Consider the following 25,947-nt stretch of genomic DNA (forward strand, 5'->3'; position numbering starts at 1 on the left):
ATGTCCTGTCGGAAGGGGGACGAGGGGATCAGACGAGGGGAGCGCCGGTGGCGGCGCGGACCTGCTCGTCGGTGACGCCGGGCGCGGTCTCGACCAGGACCAGTCCGTGGTCGGTGACGTCGACGACCGCGAGATCGGTGACGATGCGCTGCACCACGGCTCGGCCGGTGAGGGGCAGCGTGCACTTCTCGACGATCTTCGGATTGCCGTGCTTGTCGGTGTGTTCCATGAGCACGATGACCTTGGCGGCGCCGTGGACGAGGTCCATCGCCCCGCCCATGCCCTTGACCATCGCGCCGGGCACCATCCAGTTCGCGAGGTCACCGGTGGCCGAGACCTGCATCCCGCCGAGCACCGCGGTGTCGATGTGACCGCCGCGGATCATCGAAAAGCTCGTCGCCGAATCGAAGAACGACGCGCCGGGCTCGACCGTGACGGTCTCCTTGCCCGCGTTGATCAGATCCGCGTCCACCTGCTCCTCGGTGGGGTAGGGGCCGGTGCCCAGGATTCCGTTCTCACTGTGCAGGGTGACCTTCACCCCGGCGGGCAGATGGTTCGGGATCAGTGTCGGCAGTCCGATACCGAGGTTGACATATTGGCCGGGCGAGAGTTCGGCCGCGGCACGGGCGGCCATCTCGGTCCGCGACCATCCGAGGATCTTGGGTTCTGCTACTACGGTCACGTCAGGCTCCTTTTCCCGTCGAGACGGTGCGCTTTTCGATCTGCTTGTCCTGGGCGCCGGTGTGCACGATGCGGTCGACGAAGACGCCCGGCAGGTGTACCTGGCCCGGGTCGATCTCGCCCGGTGCGACGAGCTGTTCGACCTGGGCGATGCAGATGCGTCCGGCCGTCGCGGCGAGCGGGTTGAAGTTCATTGCGGCCTTGTTGAACACCAGGTTGCCCTCGGTGTCGCCGCGCAGGGCGTGTACCAGTGCATAGTCGGCGGTGATGGACTCTTCGAGCACGTACTGCTTGCGGCCGAACTCGCGGATCTCCTTCGGTGGGGACGCGACTGCCACCGAGCCGTCGGGGTGGTAGCGCCACGGCAGGCCACCGTCGGAGACGGGGGTGCCGACACCGGCCGGGGTGAAGAAGGCCGGGATGCCGGCGCCGCCGGCGCGCAGCTTCTCGGCCAGGGTGCCTTGCGGCGTCAGTTCCACTTCGAGTTCACCGGAGAGGTACTGCCGGGCGAACTCCTTGTTCTCGCCGACGTAGGAGGCCGTCACTCGTCGGATCCGTCGTCGTTCGAGGAGGATTCCCAGTCCGCGGCCGTCTACGCCGCAGTTGTTGGAGAACACCTCGAGGTCGGTCGCGTCCCCGGCGGCGATCGCGGCGATCAGCTGGTCCGGGATGCCGGACAGGCCGAACCCGCCGACGGCGAGGGAGGCTCCGGAGGGAACGTCGGCGACCGCCTCGGCGGCCGTTTCATAGATCTTGGTCATTTCGTGGTTTTCCGGACGTGAGCGAGGCGCTCGGAGTGTGGACGGGGACGGAGTCGCGGTGCCGGTGGGGTTCAGCTGTGTACCGGGAGGGCGGTGCTGTCGAGCAGTTGCCGGAGCAGGTTCTCGGCGTCGGGCCAGTAGCCGTATCCGGCGGCGGGATTGAGGTGCCCGACGTCGCCGAGGTCCACCAGGCGGCTGCCCCACGTTTCGGCCATGCCGGCGATGCGCCGGTAGCCGCCGAGCGGATCGGTGCGGCTGGCGGCGACGATGCTCGGAAACGGCAGCCTGCGGCGGGGGATGGGGTTCCATCCGCCCCGGTCGAGGTCGTCGGTGGTCGGGTAGCCCTCGGGCAGGGGTAGTTCCAGGTCTGCCGGCGTGGCCAGCAGCGCGCCCTGGATCGGACGCGTCGGGTTCTGCGCCCAGTGCACGGTGATCATCACGCCGGCGCTGTGGGCGACGAGCACCACGGGTCCGTCGATCTCACGCAGGACCTCGTCGAGTGCGGCGACGCGGGCAGCGCGGCTGAGCTTGTCGCGCTCGAGCGGAGGAACGGTCCGGACGTCGGAAAGACGTTCGGCGAGCAGGGTCTGCCAGTGATCGGCGACGTGGTCGCGCAGGCCGGGGACGATGACCACGGTCGGGGAGTGGGAGGGGTTCACGGGGGACTCCGGGAGATGGGGTGGGAACGGGACGACAGTCGTTCAGGCAGCCGCGCCGGAGCCGGTGCCGAGGGTGGTGAACTTGCGCAGGCCCAGCGGGTAGAGGCGTTTGCCTGCTACCAGTGCGCCGATGGCGAGGACGTAGACCAGCGGGGACAGCTGCAGCGCTTCCCGCAGGCCGAGGCGGTCGGCGAGGATGCCCACCACGAACGGGCCGAGGGCGAGGCCGAGCAGATTGTTGGCCACGGTCAGCGTCCCCATGGCGGACGCGCGGACGGACGAGTGCGTGAGGTTGGCGACCATGGCCGCGGTGGGTCCGGAGGATCCGGCGGAGAAGAACGCACCGATCCCGAGCAGCACCAGTTGCGCGGTGCCCGTGTCGAGACGGAACGCGAGGGCCAGGCACGCCAGGGAGATGGCGCAGAAGGCGATCGCGGTGGTCCACTTGCGGGTGATGTCGTGCCGTCCGACGCGGTCGGTGACGATCCCGCACACCACCATGCCGCTGCCGACGAGCAGGACGACGATCGAGGCGGCGACGCCGGCCTTGTCCGGGGCGAGGCCGTAGTAGCGGTTGAAGAAGCTCGGCGTCCACGACAGCAGGACCGCGGCGGTGAACATCTGGAGGCCGCCGCCGACGTAGGCGCACAGCACGGCGGGGTTGGTGAACAGGCTCGACACCGGCGCGCGGAATCCGTCCGGCGGTGTGGTCGCGGCACCGGCGGCTCGCTCGTCGACGGCAGCGGGCCGGTCGTCGGCGGCGTGCGCGGCGAGCTTGCGCTCGGTGACCAGGGCGCGGAACAGTGCCACCAGGATGAGCCCGAAGACCGCCATCGCCGCGAACGACCACCGCCAGCTCAGATGAACGGCGATGACGCCGCCGAGGGCGACACCGAGGACCGAGCCGAACGAGCCGCCGGCCATGAACGCCCCACTGAGGGAGGCGTGGACCCGGGGAGCGAACACGCTCAGCACCACCGCGATTCCGACACTGCCGTAGGCGGCCTCGCCGACGCCGACGAGAAATCGCGCGCCGAGCATCTGCTCGAAGTTGGTGGCCACCGCACACATGAGAGTGGCGACCGACCACAGCACCGCCATGAGCACCAGGCTCTTGACCCGGCCCCAGCGATCGGCCAGCAGCGACAGCGGAAGCGTGAGCAGGCCGACCATGAGCGCCACGATGCTCGTCAGCGATGCGAGCTGTGAATCGGTCAGGGCCCATTCGGCTTTGAGGAACGGGAAGACGGCACTGAGAACCTGCCGGGACATGTAGTCCGACAACAGCAGTCCGAAGGTGAGAGCGAACACGAGCCACGGGTACTTCCGCGATCGGGTCCTCGGACCGGCGGGGGTGCTGGTGGCGGTGTGGTTCTCCAGGGAGGAGGTGGACGATCCCATGGGTGCTCCTGCAAGGCTGGGGCGGCGGGCGGGGATGCGCATCGGGGAGCGCCCACCGCGAGAGGGGCGAGGACAGGGAGGGCTCGACGGACTCGGTCACCGGCCGGGTCCCGGGGCACACGGTGCGGGTCGCGTGCCCCGGGGGTCCGTGGTTCAGCCGTGGTGGGTGAAGCCGACCTGTCCGGGCCGGCGATTGGGGGCGTAGCCGAGCTTGGCGAGGGTTTCGTCGGCGTCGCGGTAGGTCTCGCCGATCCGGTAGATCTCGCGGGCCTCCTTGCCGGTGGCGACCTCGCGGCCCAGTTCCTCGGCGATGCGGACCAGCTGCCGGATCTGCTCCACCGAGGTCATCTTCTCGCCCTTGCGGCCCCAGATGGTGTCCTCGTTGCCGCAGCGGGTGTGCAGGCCCATTGCGATGGCCATCGCGTTGACCGGGAGCACGGACCGCATGAGCGTCTCGAGGGTCAGGCAGGCGCCGTCCGGAACCCGCTGGACGAAATTCATGATGTTGTACGGATTGGGGCCGTCGAAGCCGCCGCCGATACCGACCCACGTCAGGTTCAACGGTCCGGTGTAGACCCCGCGCCGGATCAGGCGTTCGACCGTCTCGAGCTGCGGGATGGACGAGAGCTGGAAGTGCGGCTGAATACCCTTGGCCTGCAGTCGCTTCAGATGCTCCGCAACCCATTCCGGACCGGCGGGCACGGTCATCTCCCGGTACGTCGCCGCGAGTTCCGGACGCTCCATCGAGGTGCCGGCGATGTCGTCGGCCGTCATCAGCTCCATGATGTTCATCTGGCTGGTGTTGATGGCGATGGTCACCTGGTCCGGCGCCGGGTCGAGTTCGGCGAGCATGTGCCGGGTGTCGTCCGAGAGCCACTTCGCCTCGGCGCCTTCACCTTCGGGAGCAAAGGAGATGGATCCGCCGACCTGCAGGATCATGTCCGGCACCGCTTCGCGCAGGCCGGCGAGCAGCTCGTTGAACTTCGAGAGCCTCTTGCTGCCCTTGCCGTCGAGTTCACGGACGTGGATGTGCAGCACGGTGGCGCCCGCCTCGTAGCAGTCCACCGCCTGCTGGACGTGCTCGTCCATGGTCAGGGGAAGATCCTCGCGGAAGTCGTCGAGCTCCCATTCCGGGCCGTAGGGCGCGGCGGTGATGACCAGCTTCTCCTGGTTCTCGGGGAAGAGGGCGTCGTCGTGGAAGTGCATTGTCGGGTCTCCGTTTCGGAATGTGGACGGTGTAAGGGAAGGAAGGGAAGAGCTCAGAAGGGCCGGTCGCCGACGATCCCGGCGCGTTCCATCTTGCGAACGGCGGGCCAGTAGTCCTGCACCGCGTAGTGCTGCGTGGAGCGGTTGTCCCAGATGGCGATGCTGTTCTCCGTCCAGCGCCAGCGCACCTGGTACTCGGGAATCGACGCCTGGCTCGTCAGGAACTGCAGCAGGTTGCCGGCACCCGGGGCGTAGTCGATGCCGAAGCGGACGTTCTCGGCGGTGTGGTAGTTGACCAGGTGGGTGGTGAAGGAGTTGACGAACAGGATCTTCTCGCCGGTCTCGGGGTGGGTACGCACCACCGGATGTTCCGCATCCGGGTAGCGGGCGTGCAGCGCATGGCGCTGTTCGAGCGGCAGCTGGGCGCCGAAGCTCGCCTCGATGCTGTGCCGGGCCCGCAGGCCGGCGATCTGCTCCTTGACCGAGCCGGGCAGGCGCCGGTAGGCCTCGGCCATGTTCACCCAGATGGTGTCCCCGCCCACCGGCGGGGTCTGGACACAGCGCAGCACGCATCCCAGCGGGGGGTTGTCGCGCCAGGTGGCGTCGCAGTGGTAGGCGTTCTCGTAGTGCTCGGGCGCGCTGTCGAGGTCCTTGTAGATCCGCACCAGCCCGGGATGGTCGGGGTCGCTGCCGACCACCGGGTGATCCTCGAGTGGGCCGAACCGCTCGGCCAGGGCGACGTGCTCGGCACGGGTGATGTCCTGGTCGCGGAAGAACAGCACCTTGTGCTCGAGCAGCAGGGCCCGCAGCTCGGCGAACAGCGCGTCGTCGCGCGAGACCTCGCCGAGGTCCACGTCGAACAGTTCGGCGCCGATCGTGCAGGTCAGTGGTTCGACCCGGAAGGCCGTGGAGACCGGACTCGGCGGTCGGGTGGTGGTGGTCATGGATGGTCCTTCGGAAGTGGGCGGACTCCGGGTACGGCCCGGACGGGGTCAGAGGGCGAAGACCGACGAGCCGATGCTGCGGCCGGCCTCGAGATCGCGATGCGCCTGCACCGCGTCCTCGAGTGCGTAGCGCTGGTTGATCTCGATCGCGATTTCTCCGGTCGCGACGTGCGAGAACAGCTCCGCGGCGAGGGCGGCCCGCTCGGCCGGGTCGGCGATGTAGTCCGCCAGCGCCGGACGGGTGACGTACACCGACCCCTTGATCGCCAGCTGCATGGCGTCGATCGGCGGAATCGGCCCCGAGGCGGTGCCGAAGCACACCAGCAGGCCGCGGCGGGCCAGCGAGTTCAGCGAGGTCTCGAAAGTCGTGGCGCCGATGCTGTCGAACACCACGGGAACGCCCTTGCCGTCGGTCAGTTCCCGCACCCGCTGCGCCACATCCTCCTCGGTGTAGATGACGACCTCGTCGCAGCCGTGTGCTCGGGCGACCTGCGCCTTGCGCTCGCTCGAGACCGTGCCGATCACCCGGATGCCCAGCAGCTTCGCCCACTGAGAGAAGATCAGGCCTACGCCGCCGGCGGCGGCGTGCAGCAGCACCGTGTCCCCGGCCGCCAGCGGCCAGATGCGCCGCAGCAGGTAGGCGGTGGTCAGGCCGCGCATCGTCATCGCCGCGGCCGTGTCGAAGCCGATGGCGTCGGGCAGTGCGATCAGGTGGTCGGCGGGCATCACCCGTTCGGTGCTGTAGGCCCCGAGTGGGCTGCCGGTGTAGGTCACCCGGTCGCCTTCCCGGACCGACGTCACGCCTGGACCCACCTCCTCGACCACCCCGGCGGCCTCGACGCCCATCCCGGCGGGCAGCGGTGCCGGGTACAGGCCGGTGCGGAAGTAGGTGTCGGCGAAGTTCAGGCCCACCGCCTCGTGCCGGATGCGGACCTCGCCGGGGCCCGGTTCGCCGACCTCGACGGCCTCCCACTGCAGAACTTCCGGACCGCCGGTCTCGTAGAAGCGAACAGCCTTTGCCATGTTTCCTCCTGAACGCGCACTCGCAGGCCACGATTGGCCGGCGGAGGGCGGATGTGTATGAATTCGGTGAGCCGGTGGCGGCGATCCCGGTTCTCGGCCGTGGGGTGCGGCCGAGGCGGTGGAAGCGGAGCCGCTCGGGGGTCCGGACTCTCGATCCGCTCCGTCACACTTCGCCGTACCTTGTGATGCAACTAACAGTAGGGGATCTCGAGGCGGTACGCTTATCCCACGGGGACGGATTGTCATTCATTTCGGGACAGGGAGGGCAGTGAAACCACTGGCGCGCTACGCCGCACTGAACAGCTATGTCGAGGTGGCACACTCGTCGAAGATCGATCCGGCGACGCTGCTCCGCGCGTCCGGTCTCGACCCGGCCGGCTTGAGCCTGCAGGACCGGTGGGTGCCGGCCGAGGCGATCGCGGACCTGCTCGAACGTTCCGCCGCGGCAGCCGATCGCGACGACTTCGGTCTCGAGCTGGCCGAGCGACGGCGATTTTCCAATCTGGGCCCGTTGAGCCTGGTGGTCCGAGAGGAGCCGGACGTCCGCAGCGCGCTGCGGATCCTCGTGCGCTACGAGCACATGTACAACGAGGCCCTGCACACCCGCCTGACCGAACAGGACGGTGTCGCCACCATCCGCATCACCCTGGACGTCGGCCGGCCGGGGGAGTTCCACCAATCCGTCGATCTCGCGGTAGCAGTGATGCATCGTCTGCTGCAGGGCTTCCTCGGTCCGCAATGGCGTCCGCTGTCCGTCTCGTTCGCCCGTCCCGCACCCCGGCGCCTCGACACTCACCACCGCGTGTTCGGCACCGCCGTCGACTTCGGCCGGGACTTCGACGGAATCGTCCTCTACACAGCGGATCTGGACGCGTCCAATGCCATGTCGGATCCGCTGCTGCGGTCGTACGCGCAGCAGTTCCTCGACTCGGTCGGAAGTCCACGCGAGACGACCACGGTGGACCGGGTGCGGGAGCTGATCGAGTTGCTCCTTCCCACCGGCCGGTGCTCGGTCGACCAGGTGGCCCGCAGTCTCGGCATCGACCGCCGCACCGTGCACCGCCGGCTCGCGGACGAGGGGGAGACGTTCTCGTCCGTCCTCGACGCCACCCGCGCGGACCTGGCGACGCGCATGGTCGGCAGCGGACGACACTCGCTCACCGAGGTTTCCGACCTGCTGTCGTTCTCCGCGCCCAGCAATTTCTCCCGCTGGTTCCGGAACCGGTTCGGGTGCAGTCCGAGCCGATGGCGCGCGGAAGAGGGGGGACGCCCCGAGCCGGCGAGTGCGATGTCGATTCGGCGGCCCGCCGATCGTGTAGAGGGTGGATCACCGGCGCCGGTCCGGTGATCGTGAGGAGGAGTGCCATGACCCAGTACCTGCTGAGCATCTACCAGCCGGACGGCGACCCGCCACCGGCGGCGATCCTCGAACCGATCATGCGCGACGTCGAGGCCGTCGACGCCGAGATGCGCGCCGCCGGCGCCTGGGTGTTCGCCGGTGGACTGCACCCGCCGAGCACGGCCACCGTGCTCCGGCTCGACGGCGACGGAATCCTCACCACCGACGGCCCGTACCTCGAGGGCAAGGAACACATCGGTGGGTTCACCGTCGTCGAGGCGCCCGACCTCGACGCCGCCCTCGAATGGGGCCGCAAACTCGCCCGCGCGATCACACTGCCGATCGAGGTGCGGCCGCTGCAGGGCGGGCACTGCGGGTGAGTCGGCCGTGGCCGCGGTGACGGCCGCGGAGATCGCGCGCGTGTTCCGCAGCGAGCACGGCCGCGCGGTCGCCGTGCTCGTCCGCGCATTCGGGGACATCGACCTTGCCGAGGAGTCCGTGCAGGACGCGTTCGCCGTCGCCGTCGCCCGGTGGCCCGCCGACGGACTGCCGCCGAGCCCGGCCGGCTGGATCGTCACCACCGCCCGGCGCCGCGCGATCGACCGCATCCGCCGGGAGAACGCCCGCGCAGGCAAACACGCCGAGGCCGCCCGCCTGCAGGAGGTCGGGACCAGCGCCGTCGACGAGGAGAATGCCGTGCCCGACGACCGGCTGCGCCTGATCTTCACGTGTTGCCATCCCGCGCTGGCGCCCGCCGCCCGCGTCGCTCTCACGCTCCGGCTGCTCGGCGGCCTGAGCACCGCCGACATCGCCCACGCCTTCCTCGTTCCGGAGAAGACCATGGCGCAGCGGCTGGTGCGCGCCAAGGGCAAGATCCGCGACGCCCGGATCCCGTACCGCGTTCCGGGCCCCGCGGAACTGCCCGCCCGCCTCGCCTCCGTCCTCGCCGTCGTCTATCTCGTCTTCACCGAGGGGCACACCGCGGCCGGTGGGGACCGCCTGGTCCGCGACGACCTGTGCGTGGAGGCGGTCCGGCTCGCCCGCCTGCTGGCCGAACTGCTGCCCGACGAGCCCGAGGTGCTGGGCCTGCTCGCGCTGCTGCTGCTCACCGTCGCGCGACGACCGGCCCGCACGAACGCCGACGGCGACCTGATCCCGCTCGCCGCGCAGGACCGCACGCTCTGGGACCGAGACCTGATCACCGAGGGACAGTCCCTCGTCCGCCGCTGCCTGCAACTGCGCCGGCCCGGCCCGTACCAGATCCAGGCCGCGATCGCCGCCGTCCACAGCGACGCCGCCACGATCGAGACGACCGACTGGCGGCAGGTGGTCGCACTCTACGATCAGTTGCTCGTCGTCGCACCCACCCCCGTCGCCGCCCTGCACCGGGCCGTCGCGGTGGCCGAGGTGGACGGCCCCGCCGCGGGTCTGGACCTGGTCGACGTCCTCGACCTGGACCGGTACCACCTGTGGCACGCGGTGCGGGCCGACCTGCTCCGCCGGCTTGGTCGTCTCCCGGAGGCCGCCGCGGCATACGACGCCGCGCTCGCCCGGGCCACCAACGCCGCCGAGCGCGGCTTCCTGCAACGTCGCCGCGCCGAACTCAGCTGACCGGTGCCTTCTCGCTCTGCGGTCCGCTCCTGCCGTTCTGCCACGGCCACCGGCCGGAGATCTCGAGCTGCAGCGACCAGCTGAGGAAGGTCCGGATCAGGACGATGATCGCCAGGACCCCCACCGACGTGAAGGTGGGGGTCACGGCGACCGTCTTGATGATGTCCGCGGCCACCAGGAATTCGAGGCCGAGCAGGATGGACCGTCCCAGATCGCGCCGGTAGCGCTCGTAGATCGGCGCACCCGGCGAGCGGCGCCAGGACCGTAGGGCGATCCAGCTCGCCACCGCCGCCCCGACGACGATCACCGCCACCCCGACCACGTCGACGGCGCCGCCGACGGTCTCGAGAACGCGGGCCAGCTCCATGCGAACCTCCGGGATGCGGACGGGACGATTCGGTCATGGTCGCAGGTCCGGCTCGATCCGTCCCGGCAACCAGGTTGTCCACACCCGGCCCGTTCGTCCACAGATTCCGGCCGTGGGCGGCGAGAGCGCCGTTCGGGTGCCACCCGGACGGCACGCTGACGCCATGACCGTTGTGGTGTTCGCCGTTCTCGGTGCCGTGGCCGGAGCCGGCATGCGGCGGCTCGTCGCCCGCCTCGTCCGGCGTCTCCCACTACGAGGGATGTGCGAGGTGGCCGGCGCGGGCGGCGGTGCCGTGGCCGTGCTCGGGACCTCGACGATGCCGGGGGCGGTTACCGTCGCGGCGCTGACCTGGTGGTGCCTGTGCCTGAGCGCAGCCGACCTGTCGGCGCGGCGGCTGCCGAACGTGCTGACCGTGCCGGGCACCGGCGTCGTCCTCACGGTCGCCGCGGCAGCGGGGCAGGCAGTCCCGGCGTTCGTCGGCGCGTGCCTGCTGGCGGGACCGTACCTGCTTGCCCACCTGGCCGCCCCGCGCAGTCTCGGCGCGGGCGACGTGAAGCTCGCGGCCGGGCTGGGGGCAGCCGCGGGCGCCGCCGGCGCGGGAGCGTGGACGACGGCGGCCCTGCTGCCGCCGCTGCTCACCGCCGCGGTGGGCGTCGTCGTCGCCGCCGTGGGTTGGGTACGGGCACACCGTCGCCCGCGCGGTGTGGTGCTGCCGCACGGGCCGTCGATGTGCGCGGCAGCCGTCGCCGGGGTCCTCGCGGCGGCTTGACCGGGGCGGCGTCCCGCCGGTGGCGACGAACGTGGAAGGATGGTCCTGTGCTGCGCTGGATAACTGCTGGAGAGTCCCATGGTCCCGCCCTCGTCGCGATGCTCGAGGGGATGGTCGCCGGTGTCGAGGTGACGTCGAGCGACATCTCGGAGCAGCTCGCGCGGCGGCGCCTCGGCTACGGCCGCGGCGCGCGCATGAAGTTCGAGGCCGACAAGGTCACCATTCTCGGCGGCGTCCGGCACGGCCACACCCTCGGCGGCCCGGTGGCCATCGAGATCGGCAACACCGAGTGGCCCAAGTGGGAGACCATCATGTCCGCCGACCCGGTGGACGCCGAACTGCTCGTCGGACAGGCCCGCAACGCACCGCTCACCCGCCCGCGACCCGGCCACGCCGACTACTCGGGGATGCTCAAGTACGGCTTCGACGACGCTCGTCCCGTCCTCGAGCGCGCCAGCGCCCGGGAGACCGCGGCCCGGGTTGCCGCCGGCACCGTGGCCCGCAACTTCCTGCGGCAGGTGTTCGGCGCGGAGGTCGTCTCGCATGTGATCTCCATCGGAGCGTCCGACCCCTACGTGGGGGCGGAGCCGACCGGGGCCGATCTCGCCGCCATCGACGCCAGCCCCGTGCGGGCCTTCGACAAGGCGGCCGAGGAATCGATGATCGCCGAAATCGAGGCCGCCAAGCGCGACGGTGACACCCTGGGCGGTGTCGTCGAGGTCGTGGTGCACGGCCTGCCCGTGGGTCTCGGCTCGTTCATCAGCGGGGCGGACCGGCTCGACGCCCGGCTCGCCGCGGCCCTCATGGGCATTCAGGCGATCAAGGGTGTCGAGGTCGGCGACGGCTTCGAGACCGCCCGCCGGCGCGGCAGCGTCGCCCACGACGAGATCCGGCCCGGCCCGGACGGCGTGCTCCGCTCGACCAACCGGGCCGGCGGCCTCGAGGGTGGCATGACCAACGGCGAGGCGCTGCGGGTACGGGCGGCGATGAAGCCGATCTCGACGGTGCCGCGCGCCCTCGCCACCGTCGACATGGCCTCCGGCGAGGAGGCCGTGGCGATCCACCAGCGCTCCGACGTGTGCGCCGTGCCCGCGGCCGGTGTCGTGGCCGAAGCGATGGTGGCGCTCGTCGTGGCGCAGGCCGCGCTCGAGAAGTTCGGGGGCGACTCGATCGACGAGACCCGCACCAACGTCCGCAACTACCTCGAGGTCGTCGCGGCCCGGGTACCACGGTGACGCCATGACCCCACGCGCAGTCCTGATCGGGCCGCCCGGGGCCGGCAAGTCGACCATCGGCCGGCGGCTCGCCCAGGCGCTCGATCTGCCGTTGCTCGACACCGACGCCGAGATCGAGCGCACCACCGGCCGCACGATCCCGGACATCTTCGGCACCGACGGCGAACCGGCGTTCCGGCGGATCGAGGAGGAGGTGGTGGCCGACGCGCTCGCCCGGCACGACGGCATCGTCTCGCTCGGCGGCGGCGCGATCCTGTCCGAGCGCACCCGCGCCCTGCTCCAGGACCGAACGGTGATCTACCTCGAGATCAGCGTCGCCGAGGGCCTGCGCCGCACCGGGACCAACACCACAAGACCGCTGCTCGCCGGGGCGGACCCCGCGGCGAAGTACCGGGAGCTGATGCGCCGGCGCCGCCCGCTCTACCGGCAGGCGGCCACCATCCGCGTGCGCACCGACGGGCGCAGTCCGGGCCGCGTGGTGCAGCAGGTCCTCGCCAAGCTGGAGGCCCAGTCGGATCTGGCGGCCACCGGCGCCCACCCGTCCGCGCCCAGCACGACCAGTACAGAGAATCGGAGCAATCAATCGTGACCGAACCGGTACGCGTCGACGTCCAGACGGCCCAGCCCTACCCGGTGATCATCGGCCGGGGCCTGCTCGGTGAGCTCGTCGACGAACTCACCGGCACCCGCACCGTGGCGATCCTGCACCAGCCGCCGCTCGCGGAGACCGCCGAGGCGGTGCGCGCCGCGCTGGCAGAGAAGGGCATCGACGCTCACCGCGTCGAGATCCCCGACGCCGAGGACGGCAAGGACCTCGCCGTGGCGGGCTTCTGCTGGGAGGTGCTCGGCCGCATCGGGCTGACCCGATCCGACGCGATCGTCAGCCTCGGCGGGGGAGCGGCCACCGACCTGGCCGGGTTCGTCGCCGCCACGTGGATGCGCGGCGTGCGGATCGTGCACGTCCCCACCACGCTGCTCGCCATGGTCGACGCCGCGGTCGGCGGCAAGACCGGCATCAACACCGAGGCCGGCAAGAACCTCGTCGGTGCCTTCCACGAACCGTCCGCGGTGCTCGTCGACCTCGCGACGCTCGAGACGGTGCCGCGCAACGAGATCGTCGCCGGTCTCGCCGAGGTGATCAAGACCGGCTTCATCGCCGATCCGAAGATCCTCGAACTGATCGAGGCGGACCCGGAGGCCGCGCTCGACCCGACGGGAAGCGTACTGCCCGAACTGATCCGGCGCTCGGTCGAGGTCAAGGCGAAGGTCGTGGCCGCGGACCTCAAGGAGTCGAGCCTGCGCGAGATCCTCAACTACGGGCACACCCTCGGTCACGCCATCGAACGGCGCGAACGCTACCGGTGGCGGCACGGCGCCGCCGTCGCCGTCGGTCTCGTTTTCGCCGCCGAGCTGGGCCGCCTCGCGGGGCGCCTCGACGACGCCACCGCCGACCGGCACCGCAGCATCCTCGAGCTCGTCGGGCTGCCCACCACCTACGATGCCGACGCGTTCCCCCAGCTGCTCGAGGGCATGCAGACCGACAAGAAGAACCGCGCGGGGATGCTGCGGTTCGTCGTCCTCGACGGCCTCGCCAAGCCCGGGCGCCTCGAGGGACCGGATCCGTCGCTGCTCGCCGCGGCGTACTCGGCGGTTGCGCGGGAGGGCACCGCGGACGCAGGCACCGTGCTCCTGTGAGCTGCTGACCGGCTGAGCTGCCGACCGTCGTCGACGGGCCGTCGCACCCTCGGGGTGCGACGGCCCGCGTCCTCGTCGGGGATCTTCCCGGTTCACCACCGCGCGGATAATTCGCCCTGGACGGAACGCGGGAATTCTCCGAATTCCTGGTCCCCGCCCGAGCTGAACGGCCGCCTACCGAAAAGACGATGAAAAACCCGGGCGCGCAGGAGCTCCGGGATGCGATCGCTCTTCGCCGTTGATTTCTGGGCGAAACCGGCCGTACGATTCCGGTCATGATGAACGCTCAGCAGGTCACGACGACGCCGGATGCCTTCCGGCGCCGCGTCGCTCACTGCTGACCCACCAAGCGAGCCCCGGGAGTCGACGTCCCGGGGCTTTCGTCGTGTTCGGGCACGTCGCTCCCTCTCGCCGAGACGAGAGTCGAGGAACAGGAAATGAACGGTGCAGATCACCGAGTGCTCGGTCGCGAACTCGACATGTTCGCCGGCGCGCCGATTGTGGGTGCGGGTCTTCCGCTGTGGTTGCCGGACGGTGCGGTGATCCGTGCCGAGCTCGAGGCCTTCGCCGCCGAGGTGGCGGCCGAGTCCGGCTGTCGCCGCGTCTACACCCCGGTGCTCGCCAAGAAGGAGCTGTTCGTCCGGTCGGGCCACTGGTCCAAGTTCGCCGACGACATGTTCCCCGAGATGCGGGTCGGCGGCGAGAGTTTCGTCCTGCGGCCCGCCAACTGTCCCCATCACGCCCAGATCTTCGCCTCGCGGGCCCGCAGCTACCGCGACCTGCCGATCCGCCTGTCGGAGCTGGGATCGATGTTCCGCAGCGAACTGTCGGGCGTGCTCGGCGGCCTGAGCCGGGTCCGGCAGATCGGTCTCGACGACGCGCATGTGTTCTGCGCGCCCGAACAGGCCGGTGCGGAGGTGGAACTCGCGTTGAGTGCGATCGAGCGCTGCTATCGGGTTCTCGGGCTCGACGCCCGGCGCTACCGCCTCTCCCTCCGCGGTGCCGGGGGCAGCTATCTCGGCTCCGGCGAGCAGTGGGCGCATGCTCAGGGTCAGCTGCGCGGTGCGCTCGAACGGTGTGGGCTGGACTTCTTCGAAGCCGAGGGGGAGGCCGCGTTCTACGGTCCGAAGATCGACGTCCAGGTCGCCGGGGCGCACGGGCGCGAGGAGACCGTGTCCACCGTCCAGTTCGACTTCACTCAACCCGAGCGTTTCGGCCTCGAATACACCGGCGAGGACGGGCACAGGCACCGGCCCGTGATGATCCACCGGGGTGTGCTCGGATCGATGGAGCGGCTGACCGCGATGCTCGTCGAACGCTTCGAAGGGCGAATGCCGCCGTGGCTCTCGCCCCGCCAAGTGGCGGTCCTGCCGGTCCGTGACCCACACCGCGACGAGGCCGGCGCGTTGCGGGACAGGCTGCTGGACGAGGGGATTCGCGCCGAGGTGCTCTCCGGTGGATCGCTGGGCAGCCGGATCCGCGCTGCGCGCCTGCACCGCGATCCCTACCTCGCGATCGTCGGCGACGAGGAACTCGCGGACGGCACCGTCAGCGTCCTGGTGCCGCAGTGCGGTCAGCGGGCGCGCATCGGGCACGAGCAGTTCGTGCGCCGGGTGCTGGCCGACGTCCGGGGCCGGGTCCTGGGCCCGTCCGCACTGCCGTGAGGGTGCTCTCGCCGTCGTCGAGCCGGACCATGATCGATCGGGCCGGGCCGGGACGGCGACGCGCGCGCGGACCGGTCACCCGCGCGTCGGTCGCCGGCGCGGCCGGCCCCGGCCGGGCTACTCGGCGCCGTGCACGACCTGCAGGCCGGGACGGGTCGCCCGCGCCGACGGAGGTGCCCCGCGGCGGGCCCGTTCGTCCCGGTCCGGGCGGGCGATCCGGTGGGCCTGCAGATAGGCCACGCCGACCCGGGAGTACCAGGCGGCGGTCCAGGACGGGATCCCGCCCAGCATCGACAGGGCGAACCCGTGGTGGCGCTCGACGAAGTCGACGGTCACCGCATACAGATCCACCCCCGGGCACTTCCGGGCCGCCGCCTCGAGATCGAGGTCGTCGGGCCACCAGTTCGCCGGCAGGACGGGGTCGGCCGCCTGCCGGGCGCCCGGGTGGCGGAGACCGAGCACCCGTCCGCCCACCGCCGCCGCGGCGCTGCACGTTCCTTTCACGAGCCCCCGCGTCGTGGACCACAGCCCTCCGGGGTGCGTCAGCGGCAGTATCGCCCCGAGCAGTCGCCCCAGCTGCGGCTCGCCGCCGGTCCGCGACGCGAAGGCTCCGCCCTCGTCCGAGCCGTTCGGGACCGTCTTCCGGTCGGGACGTATCGGGGCGCGCTCTCCCATGCTTCCCTACCTTAAATGTGCTGGGCGCCAGAGGGATTGGTTTTCGGCGATCGCATGACGGGGGAGCGGCGGCTCCTGTGCCCGATGTCCCGGTGCGCGGGGCCGCCGCGGCCGGTGCCGCGGATCGGACTCATCCGGCGTCGATGCTCCGGTGGGCCAGTTCCTCGCGCGCGGCGATTTCGACGGCGGCCGGAAGTGTCAGGGTGCGTCCCAGTTCGAGGTCGGCTACGAATTCGGCGAGCAGATCGGTCGGCCATCGCTCGAATTCGGCCATCGCAATCCCCCCTCGGTGCGTGCGGTCGGGTGACCGGCGTGCCCCTGCCGGTTCCCGGTTCTCGACCCCGACAGTTCACATTTACACCACCGGCACGTCCCGTGACACTGCTTCCGTCCGAATCGGTCCGTTCCGCCCGGCGAGTCCGGTTCCGGGGAACCTACCCGGACTCCGAGGGGGTGACGGCGCGTCGGACGAGCAGGGTGCAGTGCTCGACGAGCGCCTCTCGCTCGACGTCGACCTGCCCGTCGATCCACGCGACGATCAGCGCCCCGATGCCCAGGCCCAGGACGGCGCCGCTGATCAGCCGGGACTCGGCGTCCGGTTCCGGCGCAGCGACGCCGACGAGCAGGGCGCCGAGCAGGGCGGGTGCTGCGTGCAGGCCCTGCTGCGACAACGCCGGCTCGGTCATCGCCTCGCGGACCAGCACCCGGCCGCGGCGGGGGTCGGCGGCGAAGAAGTCGATCGCTCCGGAGACGAAGGCGCGGGCCCGCGCGGCGACCTCCGCCGGGGCGGAGGCCACGACGGCCTGCATGTGACGCATGAGGCCCTCCGCCGTCGTTGCGAAGACTGCGGCGACCAGTTCGTCGCGCGAGGGAAAACTCTCGTAGAAGTACCGCTCGCTGACCCCGGCGGCCCGGCACACGGCGCGGACCGTGACCGCGCGGCCTCCGCCGGTGCCGAGCAGTTCGGTACCCGCCGCCAGGATCCGGGTACGGCGCTGCGCGCGCCGGTCGTCGGCGCTGACGCCGTGCCAGCTGCGGCTCGGGGGGGTGCGCATGGATCCCATCCTGCCGGACCGATCGGTCGGACCGGGAACGGCCGTTGACCGCCCGTAGTGGACAACATATGTTGTCCACTACGGGGGCCGGGAGAGCGACGGAGGACGAATGAGGAATGTGACGATCGGACGGCAGGTCCGACGGGAAATCGAGCGTCTCGATCCGCTCCGCGACGATCGCGCCGTCGCTCGACTCTCGCTCGAGGTCCTGCACGGGAACGCGATGCTCGTCAACGCGTTGTTCACGGTGTCGTTCATCCGGCAGGTGGCCGTGCCCGGCATCGCGAAGATCCTGCACCGCCGCGGACGCGGCGACATCGTCGTCCGCACGGCGAAGCGCAACGACGACACGATGGTGTTCTTCGGCAAGTTCCTCGAACTCGGCTACGACACGTCCGAGGGGCTCGCATGGATCGAGCGGCTCAACGAGATCCACGGGCACTTCCCGATCCGCAACGAGGACTCGCTCTACACGCTCGCCACGCTCGTGCTCGAACCGCAGCGTATCGCCGCGCTCGTCGGGTCCCGGCCGTTCTCCGGGACGGAACTTCAAGCGCAGTGGCATTTCTGGCGCGGCGTGGCGGCCGCCCAGCGCATCACGGACATCCCCGGCTCCCGCGACGAGCTCGCGCGGTGGACCGCCGACTTCGAGGCCGCGGAATACGCGCGCACCGACGACGGGCTCGCCGTGACCCGGCGACTCGTCGACGACTTCGCGGACCGCTGGTTTCCGGGTCCGCTGCGACCGCTCGCGCCGGAGGTGCTGTCGACGTTCTGCGACGACCGCCTACGGGCCGTGCAGAGCCTGCCCGAGCCGCGGCCCGCTCTGGCCTACGTCGCGCGATCCGCGGTGCGCACCTACTTCGCCGCCACCGGGCTGCGGCCGGTACGGCGCGACCGCAGTTTCGTGGAGACCTTCGGGACGGCGCGGTACGGGCCCCGTGACCGGGATGCGGTGGGATATCGGCGCCCGACCCCGGCGCGACGGCCCTGACCGCCCGGATCGGCGCGGGGATCAGGCCCGGAGCTCGGCGGCAGGCTGTGCGGTGCTCGGTTCGGCGCCGTGTTCGCGACCCAGTTCGGCGATCGCGCACGTGAATTCGGGATCGAACAGCAGGAAGCTGAGCAGGTCGCCGCGATCCTCGTCGTCGCCACCGATCAATCGTGCGACGACGGACGGCGCGGGGTTGCGCAGGAACCGGCGCACGGCGGGGCGGCGACGGACCACCCCTTCCGCGATCTCGGCGATCCGCCCGGCCTGGCCGGGCGGCGGGCCGGCGAAGTCGATCCCGATGGGACGGTCGGTGGGGGACACGGCTCGGGTCTGGGCGATGCGGGCATTGCGGAACTCGAGCGTGTGCAGGTCCTCGATCATCCGGTAGCCGAGCATCGCCCGCAGCGCCAGGGCCGCGACGCCGGCCACGTCGGGAGGTGCCGGTCGGCGCCTGCCGGTGCGCGCGGACACCGGCGGGGGCCACATCCGCGGCTGCGTCGCCACGACGCCGACGTCGTTCGCGCCGAGCACGAGCGCGGGCTTGATCGGGGTGTTGAGCAGCAGACCGCCGTCGATGTACCAGCCGGAGCGCTGCGGGGCGCACCGATCGGTGACGTGGATGGGCCGGAACAGGATCGGCACCGCGGAGGACGCCAGCAGGTGGTCGACGGTCAGGGTCGTCTCGACGTAGCTGATGTTGCGGCGGATGTCGTACTCGGGGAGGGGCACCGAGGCGTTCTTCTCCACGAACACCACCGTCCCGCCGGTGGCCACGGACGTCGTCGCGACCGCGACCGCGTCCACCAGCCCGGCCCGGATGTTCTCGTGCAGCCGGTCCCACGGCACCAGGCGCTGCAGGGTCCCCCGGATCGGGGTCGTGTCGAGCAGGCTGACGAGACGCGTGCGGGGAAAACCGATCGCCTGACCCAGGAACGCCGCGCCGGTGCCGAGCACGCTGTGCACCGACGAGTACACGTCGGACGAGACCACCCCGGTCCACAGGTCCACGAGCCGTTCGGCGGCCGTCGGCAGTCCCTCGTCGGCGAACGCGGCGAGCCCGACCACGTTGATGGCGCCGGCGCTGGTCCCGACGAGGATCCGGGGCGCTCCGTGGTGCCGCGTCATCCGGGGGAGCAGGGTCGTGATCGCGCCGGCTTGATACGCGCCGCGCGCACCCGCGCCCGCGACGACCAGCGCCGTCCGCCGGCGTCCGTGGGTGCCGCTCGTCCCGCGTCCGGCCATGGGCCGAACGGTACCTGCCCGCTCCGGGCCGCGGACCCGATTCTCCGCCAACGGTGCGGACCCGGGTAGGTGTCAGGGGCGGCGGTCCGGGTCGATCCGCTCGAACACCTCGGTGGGCGCGTCGTCGTCACGCCACCCCTGATCCGGGGCAGCGGACGCCGTGACCGGTGCCGGCCCGTCGTCCGGCTTCCCCGTCGCCGTCCCCGTCGCCGCAGACTTGCGCTGATCTCGACGCACCAGCAGCCGCCCGAGCATCACCGCGGCCGTCGCGGGAACGAACACCAGCAGCACGGTGAACGCCGCACCCGAGGTCAGTTCGAAGAACAGCGACTTGACCCCGACCTGGATCGGACCGACCGTGTCGATCAGCCACGTCAGCAGGCCGGCGGCGAGACCGGTGACCGCCGCGGCCTTCAGCCACAGCATCGTCAGGTCCGCCCCGTCCTCCGACTGCGGGTGCGCCCGCTGATCGCGGATCCCGTCGAGCCCGGCCCACACGATCGCGGCGAGCACGACGACGGCCAACGCGACCATCCGCAGCATCGAGCCTTGCAGCGGCCATTGCACCAGGGCGACCCCCAGCAGGACCCGTACCAGCACGTGCACGAGGGTCAGGCCGAGCCCGCGAAGCAACCAGGGTTTCATGTACCTCAGAGTAACGTCTGGATCGGCGCGGATGTGTCCCGCCCCACATTCGTGACCGTCGACGGCCGTCCCGGCTGTCGGCGCGGGAGTACGTTGACCCCATGTCCGCCGATCACTCCGCCCGCCGCGCCGCGCTGCGCCGGTTGCTCGCCGACCGCGACCTCGATGCGCTCCTGGTGACCGACCTGCTCAACATCCGCTACCTCACCGGATTCACCGGCTCGAACGCCGCGCTGCTCGTCACCACCGACGACGACCTCGACGAGTCCCGCACCGTCGTGTGCACCGACGGCCGCTACCTCACCCAGGTCGCCGCGCAGGTGCCCGATCTGCGGGCCGAGATCGCCCGCGCCAGCGCCGATCACCTGGTCCGTTCCGCGGCGACGCCGGCCCGGTGGGGCTTCGAGAGCCATGTCGTCACCGTCGACGCGCACGTGCGCTGGGCGGGGCTGGACAGCCCGCTCACCCTCACCCCCGCGCCCGGGCTGGTCGAGCAGTTGCGCATGGTCAAGGACGAACACGAGGTCGGGCTGCTCGCGGCGGCGTGCGCCGTGGCCGACCGGGCACTGGCCGATCTCGTCGCCGCCGGCGGCCTGCGCCCGGGCCGCACCGAACGGCAGGTCGGCCGCGATCTCGAGGCCCGCATGCTCGACCACGGCGCCGACGGCATCTCCTTCGAGACGATCGTCGCGACCGGGGCGAACTCGGCCGTGCCGCACCACCGGCCCACCGACGCCGTGCTCGCCGCCGGCGACTTCGTCAAGCTCGATTTCGGTGCACAGGTCGGCGGATACCACTCCGACATGACCCGCACCTACGTCCTCGGCCGGGCCGCCGACTGGCAGCGTGACGTGTACGACCTGGTCGCGCGCGCCCAGGCGGCCGGGCGGGCGGCGCTCGTGCCGGGCGTCGACCTGGCCGCCGTGGACGCCGCGTCCCGCGACGTGATCGCCGCCGCCGGCCACGGTGAGCTGTTCCTGCACGGACTCGGCCACGGCGTCGGTCTGGAGATCCACGAAGCACCCGGAATCGGCCAGGCCGCGACCGGTACACTTGCCTGCGGTGCGGCGGTGACCGTCGAACCGGGCGTGTACTTCTCCGGGCGCGGAGGCGTGCGGATCGAGGACACGCTCGTGGTGCGTGAGCAGGGACCGGAGCTGCTCACACTCACCGACAAGACATTGACCGTCGTATAAGGGCGGTACCTCGACTCTAGGAGACGCGAAACCAAGTGGCCGATACCAGCGATTTCAAGAACGGGCTCGTGCTGAAGATCGACGGTCAGCTGTGGCAGATCATCGAGTTCCAGCACGTCAAGCCCGGCAAGGGGCCGGCGTTCGTCCGCACGAAGATCAAGAACGTGCTCTCCGGCAAGACCGTCGACAAGACCTGGAACGCCGGCGTGAAGGTCGAGACGGCCACCGTCGACCGTCGCGACATGACGTACCTGTACCACGACGGCACCGACTACGTCTTCATGGACGGCGAGACCTACGACCAGATCTCGATCAGCGAGGAGACCCTGGGCGGCGGCGCCCGATTCCTCCTCGAGAACATGCAGGTGCAGGTGGCCACCCACGAGGGCACCCCGCTGTTCGTCGAACTGCCCGTCACCGTCGAACTCGAGGTCACCCACACCGATCCCGGCCTGCAGGGCGACCGCTCGACCGGCGGCACCAAGCCCGCGACCCTCGAGACCGGCGCCGAGATCCAGGTGCCCCTGTTCATCAACACCGGTGACAAGCTCAAGGTCGATTCCCGTGACGGCAGCTACCTCGGGCGAGTGAATTCCTGAGTGTCCGGTACGCAGAAGAAACTCGGAGCCCGGCACAAGGCGCGTAAGCGCGCCGTGGATCTGCTGTTCGAGGCCGAGGCCCGCGACATCGATCCGGTCGGTCTCGCCGCCGACCGGATCGCGCTCGCCGTCACCGACGACCAGGTCGCGCAGATCCCGCCGTACACGCAGACCGTCGTGCGCGGCGTGGCGGAGCGACTCGACGAGCTCGACCAGGTGATCGCCGAGCACCTGCACGACTGGACGCTCGAGCGGCTGCCCGCCGTGGACCGGGCGATCCTGCGCATCTCGGTGTGGGAGCTGTTCCACGCCCCCGACGTGCCGCCGGTGGTGGCCGTCGACGAGGCGGTCGAGCTGGCCAAGCAGCTGTCCACCGACGATTCGCCGGCCTTCGTCAACGGCATCCTCGGTCAGATCGTGGCGCTCGCCGACCAGGTGCGTGCCGCCGCGGCGGCCACCTCGTCGCGCGCCGCCGACCCGGCCGGGCAGCGGGACTCCGAGCGGCCCTGACAACGCAGCGGGAGCGGGCCCGGCCGGCGACGGAGGTCGCCGGCCGGGCCCGCTCGCCGCTTCGGGGACCCCGGCCTGTGTCGGGCCTCACCCCGCATCCGTGTCTGGCGGGCACCGGCCGCTGCTAGGCTGGAGCACCGTCAGGCATCCTTTAACGATCCGTCCAGCGAGGCGGAGAAGGAGGTCGCAGTATGGCCATGTCCGAAGACGGGTCACCGGCATCCCCGCCCGGTCCGGCCCGCGAATTGCTCTCCGCAGCCGACGTCGGTCGCACCGTCGCCCGCATCGCGCACCAGATCATCGAGAAGACCGCGCTCGACGCCCCCGCGGGTGAAGCCCCCCGCGTCGTCCTCGTCGGCATTCCCACCCGCGGCACCACCCTCGCGCACCGGCTCGCCGAACGCATCGCCGAGTTCTCCGGGGTGCGCGTGCCCGTCGGCTCCCTGGACATCACCCTCTACCGCGACGACCTGCGCACCAAGCCGCACCGGCCGCTCGAGCGCACATCGGTGCCCGAGGGCGGCGTCGAGGACGCCCTCGTCGTCCTCGTCGACGACGTCCTGTTCTCGGGTCGCTCGGTGCGCGCCGCCCTCGACGCCCTGCGCGACCTGGGCCGGCCCCGCGCGGTGCAGCTCGCCGTCCTGGTCGACCGCGGGCACCGCGAACTGCCGCTGCGCGCCGACTACGTCGGCAAGAATGTCCCCACCGCCCGCGCCGAGGACGTGCGGGTCCTGCTCACCGAGCAGGACGACCGCGACGCCGTGGTGATCTCCGGAGGCAAGATTTCGTGAAGCACCTGCTCTCCATCGCGGACCTGACCGAGCAGTCCGCGACCGAGCTTCTCGACGAGGCCGAACGGTTCGAGCAGGCGCTGCTCGGCCGTGAGGTGCGCAAGCTGCCGACCCTGCGCGGCCGCACCGTGATGACGGTGTTCTTCGAGAACTCCACCCGCACCCGGGTCTCGTTCGAGGTCGCCGGCAAGTGGATGAGCGCCGACGTCATCAACGTCAGCGCGTCGAGTTCGTCGGTCGCCAAGGGCGAATCGCTGCGCGACACCGCGCTGACCCTGCACGCCGCCGGCGCCGACGCCCTGATCGTGCGGCACCCCGCGTCGGGCGCCGCGCACCGGATCGCCGAATGGACCGGCGACGGCGACGGCGGGGGACCGGCGGTGATCAACGCCGGCGACGGCACCCACGAGCACCCCACGCAGGCCCTGCTCGACGCGCTCACCCTCCGGCAGCGGCTCGGATCGATCGCCGGCCGGCGCATCGCGATCGTGGGCGACATCCTGCACAGCCGGGTCGCGCGCTCCAACGCCCTGCTGCTGTCCACGCTCGGGGCCGAGGTGGTGCTCGTCGCGCCGCGCACGTTGCTGCCGGTGGGCGTCGAGACCTGGCCCGTCACCGTCTCCCATTCCCTCGACGCCGAACTGCCCGGCCTCGACGCGGTGCTCATGCTGCGGGTGCAGGCCGAACGCATGAACGGCGGGTTCTTCCCGTCGGCGCGCGAGTACTCGATCGGCTACGGGTTGTCGGAGAAGCGACTGGCGATGCTCGCCGAGCACGCCGTGGTGCTGCACCCCGGCCCGATGCTGCGCGGCATGGAGATCGCCTCCGCGGTCGCCGACGCCCCGCAGACCGCGGTGCTGCAGCAGGTGAGCAACGGCGTGCACGTGCGCATGGCCGTGCTGTTCCGGCTGCTCGTCGGCACGGAGAGCGCAATCGCATGACCGACGCGTATGCGGACCGGACGTCCGCGCAGAAGACGAAGAACAGTGGGACAGGAGAAGATTCGGTGTCGCCGCAGGTGCTCATCCGCAACGTGCTCGTCTACGGGGAGGGTGCGCCGACCGACGTGCTGCTCGGCGACGAACAGATCCTCGCCCTCGGCCCCGACCTCGAGGCGAGCCCCGACGCCGAGGTGATCGACGGCGCCGGACGGATCCTGCTGCCCGGCTTCGTCGACCTGCACACGCATCTGCGTGAGCCCGGCCGCGAGGACACCGAGACCATCGACACCGGATCCGCGGCCGCGGCGCTCGGCGGCTACACCGCGGTGTTCGCGATGGCCAACACCGACCCCGTCGCGGACTCCGTCGTCGTCACCGACCACGTGTGGCGACGGGGGCAGGAGGTCGGCCTCGTCGATGTGCACCCCGTGGGTGCCGTCACCGTCGGGCTCGCCGGCACGCAGCTCGCCGAGATGGGCACCATGGCCGCCGGCGTCGGCCGCGTCCGGATGTTCTCCGACGACGGGCACTGCGTCCACGATCCGCTGATCATGCGGCGGGCGCTGGAGTACTCGAGTTCGCTCGGGGTGCTCATCGCCCAGCACGCGGAGGAGCCGCGGCTGACCGCCGGGGCCGTCGCGCACGAGGGGCCCACCGCGGCGCGTCTCGGGCTGGCCGGCTGGCCGCGCGCGGCCGAGGAGTCGATCGTCGCGCGCGACGCCCTGCTCGCCCGGGACGCCGGGGCCCGCGTGCACATCTGCCACGCCTCCACCGCCGGCACCGTCGAACTGGTGAAATGGGCCAAGGCACAAGGGATCCCGATTACCGCCGAGGTGACCCCGCATCATCTGATGCTCGACGATTCGCGGCTCGAGACCTACGACGGCATCAACCGGGTCAACCCGCCGCTGCGCGAGCGTTCCGACGTCGAGGCGCTGCGCCGCGGACTGGCCGAGGGCGTGCTCGACTGCATCGCCACCGACCACGCCCCGCACGCCGAGCAGGACAAGTGTTGCGAGTTCTCGCAGGCCCGGCCCGGCATGCTGGGGCTCGAGACGGCCCTGTCGATCGTCGTCGAGACGATGGTCCGTCCCGGGCTGCTGGACTGGCGCGGCGTCGCGAAGGTGATGAGCGAACGGCCCGCCGAGATCGTCGGCCTCGACGACCAGGGGCGCCCGCTCGAGGTGGGCGAGCCCGCCAACGTGGTGCTCGTCGACCCCGACGCCGAATGGACGGTGCGCGGACCGGAGCTGGCCTCGGTGGCGCACAACACGCCGTACGAGGCGATGACGCTGCCCGGCAAGGTCGTTGCGACCGTGCTGCGCGGCCGCATCACCGCACTCGACGGAGCGGTCCGGCCCGGCACCGGAAGCGGGGTGCGGTGATGGACCGCCTGTGGCTCACGCTCGGCTTCGTCGCCCTGTGGGTGGTGCTGGTCCTGCTGATGTGGAAGGGCTGGCGCGGCCGCGGCCGCCGCCAGGCCGAGGCCGTCGGTGCCCTCCCGCCGGTGCCGGCCGAGCTGGGGGAGCAGCTGGTGGCCCCGAGCACCGGCCTGTACGTGGGCAGTACCCTCGCGCCGAGCTGGCAGGACCGGATCGCCGTCGGCGACCTGGGCCACCGCGCGGCCGGCGAGATCAGCCGCTACCGCGCCGGGGTGCTGCTCGAACGGGACGGCGCCTCGCCGATCTGGATCCCGCAGGACTCGATCCGAGCGGTGCGCACCGAACGTGGCCTCGCGGGAAAGGTGATGACCAAGGACGGGGTGCTGGTGATCCGCTGGCAGCTGCCGTCCGGCACCGAGATCGACACCGGATTCCGCGGCGACGACAAGACCATCTACCCCCAGTGGGTGCAGGAGACGAACGAGAATCACCGGGACAGTGACAGCTAGGACGACAGCCTGGACGGCTGGTACAGCGACGACGGCACGCGAGATTTCGGCTG

Annotated in this window: 28 protein-coding genes and 1 pseudogene; 16 read left to right on the plus strand and 13 right to left on the minus strand. The window is 71.1% G+C overall.

The window, feature by feature from the left end; all coding sequences use genetic code 11:
- Positions 1–28 precede the first annotated feature (28 nt).
- The 7 genes from LZP97_RS07015 to LZP97_RS07045 form a co-directional block, all read right to left on the minus strand.
- A complete protein-coding gene (locus LZP97_RS07015) occupies positions 29–682 on the minus strand; it encodes a CoA transferase subunit B (RefSeq protein ID WP_003935441.1) in 654 nt (217 codons plus the stop codon).
- 1 nt (position 683) lies between these two features.
- A complete protein-coding gene (locus LZP97_RS07020; protein WP_003935440.1) occupies positions 684–1,442 on the minus strand; it encodes a CoA transferase subunit A in 759 nt (252 codons plus the stop codon).
- A 71-nt stretch (positions 1,443–1,513) separates the two neighbouring features.
- The gene (locus LZP97_RS07025) at positions 1,514–2,101 is read right to left on the minus strand and encodes an RBBP9/YdeN family alpha/beta hydrolase (protein ID WP_003935439.1); all 588 of its coding nucleotides are present in this window, start codon (positions 2,099–2,101) and stop codon (positions 1,514–1,516) included.
- A gap of 42 nt (positions 2,102–2,143) precedes the next feature.
- Complete coding sequence (locus LZP97_RS07030; RefSeq protein WP_003935438.1) at positions 2,144–3,502, minus strand: MFS transporter; 1,359 nt, start codon at positions 3,500–3,502, stop codon at positions 2,144–2,146.
- A 153-nt stretch (positions 3,503–3,655) separates the two neighbouring features.
- Positions 3,656–4,708: a 3-keto-5-aminohexanoate cleavage protein gene (locus LZP97_RS07035; protein WP_048773550.1), complete on the minus strand. Its 1,053-nt coding sequence runs from the start codon at positions 4,706–4,708 to the stop codon at positions 3,656–3,658.
- 53 nt (positions 4,709–4,761) lie between these two features.
- Positions 4,762–5,652 (minus strand): TauD/TfdA dioxygenase family protein, encoded by an 891-nt coding sequence (locus LZP97_RS07040; protein ID WP_048773549.1) that lies wholly within the window; start codon positions 5,650–5,652, stop codon positions 4,762–4,764.
- A gap of 48 nt (positions 5,653–5,700) precedes the next feature.
- On the minus strand, positions 5,701–6,675 hold the full coding sequence (locus LZP97_RS07045; RefSeq protein ID WP_048773548.1) for a quinone oxidoreductase family protein: 975 nt from the start codon (positions 6,673–6,675) through the stop codon (positions 5,701–5,703).
- Positions 6,676–6,943: 268 nt separating this feature from the next.
- On the opposite strand from LZP97_RS07045, the gene LZP97_RS07050 reads away from it, so the two are divergent.
- From LZP97_RS07050 to LZP97_RS07060, 3 genes are read left to right on the plus strand one after another with little or no spacing between them, the layout of a single operon-like run.
- Positions 6,944–8,023, plus strand: a complete 1,080-nt coding sequence (locus LZP97_RS07050; RefSeq protein WP_048773547.1) for an AraC family transcriptional regulator — start codon at positions 6,944–6,946, stop codon at positions 8,021–8,023.
- A gap of 17 nt (positions 8,024–8,040) precedes the next feature.
- The gene (locus LZP97_RS07055) at positions 8,041–8,394 is read left to right on the plus strand and encodes a YciI family protein (protein WP_010595147.1); all 354 of its coding nucleotides are present in this window, start codon (positions 8,041–8,043) and stop codon (positions 8,392–8,394) included.
- A gap of 7 nt (positions 8,395–8,401) precedes the next feature.
- A complete protein-coding gene (locus tag LZP97_RS07060; RefSeq protein WP_048773546.1) occupies positions 8,402–9,625 on the plus strand; it encodes an RNA polymerase sigma factor in 1,224 nt (407 codons plus the stop codon).
- Here the strand turns inward: LZP97_RS07060 and LZP97_RS07065 are convergent.
- Positions 9,618–9,992 (minus strand): DUF1622 domain-containing protein, encoded by a 375-nt coding sequence (locus tag LZP97_RS07065; protein WP_003935431.1) that lies wholly within the window; start codon positions 9,990–9,992, stop codon positions 9,618–9,620. The two genes, LZP97_RS07060 and LZP97_RS07065, sit on opposite strands and share 8 nt — an antisense overlap.
- A gap of 163 nt (positions 9,993–10,155) precedes the next feature.
- Here LZP97_RS07065 and LZP97_RS07070 point away from each other — a divergent pair, with 163 nt between their 5' ends.
- The 5 genes and pseudogenes from LZP97_RS07070 to thrS form a co-directional block, all read left to right on the plus strand.
- Positions 10,156–10,761: a prepilin peptidase gene (locus LZP97_RS07070; RefSeq protein WP_048773545.1), complete on the plus strand. Its 606-nt coding sequence runs from the start codon at positions 10,156–10,158 to the stop codon at positions 10,759–10,761.
- A gap of 47 nt (positions 10,762–10,808) precedes the next feature.
- The gene (gene aroC, locus LZP97_RS07075; RefSeq protein WP_048773543.1) at positions 10,809–11,996 is read left to right on the plus strand and encodes a chorismate synthase; all 1,188 of its coding nucleotides are present in this window, start codon (positions 10,809–10,811) and stop codon (positions 11,994–11,996) included.
- Between the two features lie 4 nt (positions 11,997–12,000).
- Complete coding sequence (locus LZP97_RS07080; protein WP_010595143.1) at positions 12,001–12,585, plus strand: shikimate kinase; 585 nt, start codon at positions 12,001–12,003, stop codon at positions 12,583–12,585.
- The gene (gene aroB / locus LZP97_RS07085) at positions 12,582–13,691 is read left to right on the plus strand and encodes a 3-dehydroquinate synthase (RefSeq protein ID WP_003935427.1); all 1,110 of its coding nucleotides are present in this window, start codon (positions 12,582–12,584) and stop codon (positions 13,689–13,691) included. Before LZP97_RS07080 ends, aroB begins: the two co-directional genes overlap by 4 nt.
- A gap of 425 nt (positions 13,692–14,116) precedes the next feature.
- Positions 14,117–15,355 (plus strand): annotated as a pseudogene (gene thrS / locus LZP97_RS07090) (threonine--tRNA ligase); the annotation flags it as partial.
- A 117-nt stretch (positions 15,356–15,472) separates the two neighbouring features.
- Here thrS and LZP97_RS07095 read toward each other — a convergent pair.
- The 3 genes from LZP97_RS07095 to LZP97_RS07105 form a co-directional block, all read right to left on the minus strand.
- Positions 15,473–16,030 (minus strand): hypothetical protein, encoded by a 558-nt coding sequence (locus LZP97_RS07095; RefSeq protein ID WP_010595140.1) that lies wholly within the window; start codon positions 16,028–16,030, stop codon positions 15,473–15,475.
- Positions 16,031–16,160: 130 nt separating this feature from the next.
- Positions 16,161–16,304 carry a hypothetical protein gene (locus LZP97_RS07100; protein WP_017682110.1) on the minus strand — a complete coding sequence of 48 codons (144 nt, stop codon included), beginning with the start codon at positions 16,302–16,304 and terminating at the stop codon, positions 16,161–16,163.
- 160 nt (positions 16,305–16,464) lie between these two features.
- Positions 16,465–17,085 carry a TetR/AcrR family transcriptional regulator gene (locus LZP97_RS07105; protein ID WP_010595139.1) on the minus strand — a complete coding sequence of 207 codons (621 nt, stop codon included), beginning with the start codon at positions 17,083–17,085 and terminating at the stop codon, positions 16,465–16,467.
- A gap of 109 nt (positions 17,086–17,194) precedes the next feature.
- Here LZP97_RS07105 and LZP97_RS07110 point away from each other — a divergent pair, with 109 nt between their 5' ends.
- Entirely contained in the window at positions 17,195–18,079 is an 885-nt protein-coding gene (locus tag LZP97_RS07110) for a DUF2236 domain-containing protein (RefSeq protein ID WP_234574996.1), read from the plus strand.
- Between the two features lie 21 nt (positions 18,080–18,100).
- Here the strand turns inward: LZP97_RS07110 and LZP97_RS07115 are convergent, their stop codons facing one another.
- Together LZP97_RS07115 and LZP97_RS07120 are read right to left on the minus strand one after the other, a co-directional pair.
- A complete protein-coding gene (locus LZP97_RS07115) occupies positions 18,101–19,321 on the minus strand; it encodes a patatin-like phospholipase family protein (protein WP_010595137.1) in 1,221 nt (406 codons plus the stop codon).
- A gap of 72 nt (positions 19,322–19,393) precedes the next feature.
- The gene (locus LZP97_RS07120) at positions 19,394–19,966 is read right to left on the minus strand and encodes a B-4DMT family transporter (protein WP_048773537.1); all 573 of its coding nucleotides are present in this window, start codon (positions 19,964–19,966) and stop codon (positions 19,394–19,396) included.
- 101 nt (positions 19,967–20,067) lie between these two features.
- Here LZP97_RS07120 and LZP97_RS07125 point away from each other — a divergent pair, with 101 nt between their 5' ends.
- The 7 genes from LZP97_RS07125 to LZP97_RS07155 all read left to right on the plus strand — a co-directional run bounded on the left by LZP97_RS07125 (position 20,068) and on the right by LZP97_RS07155 (position 25,894).
- Positions 20,068–21,162: a M24 family metallopeptidase gene (locus tag LZP97_RS07125; protein ID WP_010595135.1), complete on the plus strand. Its 1,095-nt coding sequence runs from the start codon at positions 20,068–20,070 to the stop codon at positions 21,160–21,162.
- Positions 21,163–21,197: 35 nt separating this feature from the next.
- Entirely contained in the window at positions 21,198–21,761 is a 564-nt protein-coding gene (gene efp / locus LZP97_RS07130; RefSeq protein WP_010595134.1) for an elongation factor P, read from the plus strand.
- Entirely contained in the window at positions 21,762–22,271 is a 510-nt protein-coding gene (nusB, locus tag LZP97_RS07135; RefSeq protein WP_010595133.1) for a transcription antitermination factor NusB, read from the plus strand.
- Between the two features lie 191 nt (positions 22,272–22,462).
- Positions 22,463–23,062 (plus strand): bifunctional pyr operon transcriptional regulator/uracil phosphoribosyltransferase PyrR, encoded by a 600-nt coding sequence (gene pyrR / locus LZP97_RS07140; RefSeq protein WP_010595132.1) that lies wholly within the window; start codon positions 22,463–22,465, stop codon positions 23,060–23,062.
- Positions 23,059–24,003 (plus strand): aspartate carbamoyltransferase catalytic subunit, encoded by a 945-nt coding sequence (locus tag LZP97_RS07145; protein WP_010595131.1) that lies wholly within the window; start codon positions 23,059–23,061, stop codon positions 24,001–24,003. Before pyrR ends, LZP97_RS07145 begins: the two co-directional genes overlap by 4 nt.
- Positions 24,004–24,068: 65 nt before the next feature.
- Positions 24,069–25,388: a dihydroorotase gene (locus LZP97_RS07150; RefSeq protein ID WP_010595130.1), complete on the plus strand. Its 1,320-nt coding sequence runs from the start codon at positions 24,069–24,071 to the stop codon at positions 25,386–25,388.
- Positions 25,388–25,894, plus strand: coding sequence for a PH-like domain-containing protein (locus LZP97_RS07155; RefSeq protein ID WP_017682104.1), 507 nt, complete (start codon positions 25,388–25,390; stop codon positions 25,892–25,894). Before LZP97_RS07150 ends, LZP97_RS07155 begins: the two co-directional genes overlap by 1 nt.
- Positions 25,895–25,947 lie beyond the last annotated feature (53 nt).

The organism is Rhodococcus sp. DMF-1, from assembly GCF_021441945.1.
Classification (GTDB): Bacteria; Actinomycetota; Actinomycetes; order Mycobacteriales; family Mycobacteriaceae; genus Rhodococcus; species Rhodococcus ruber.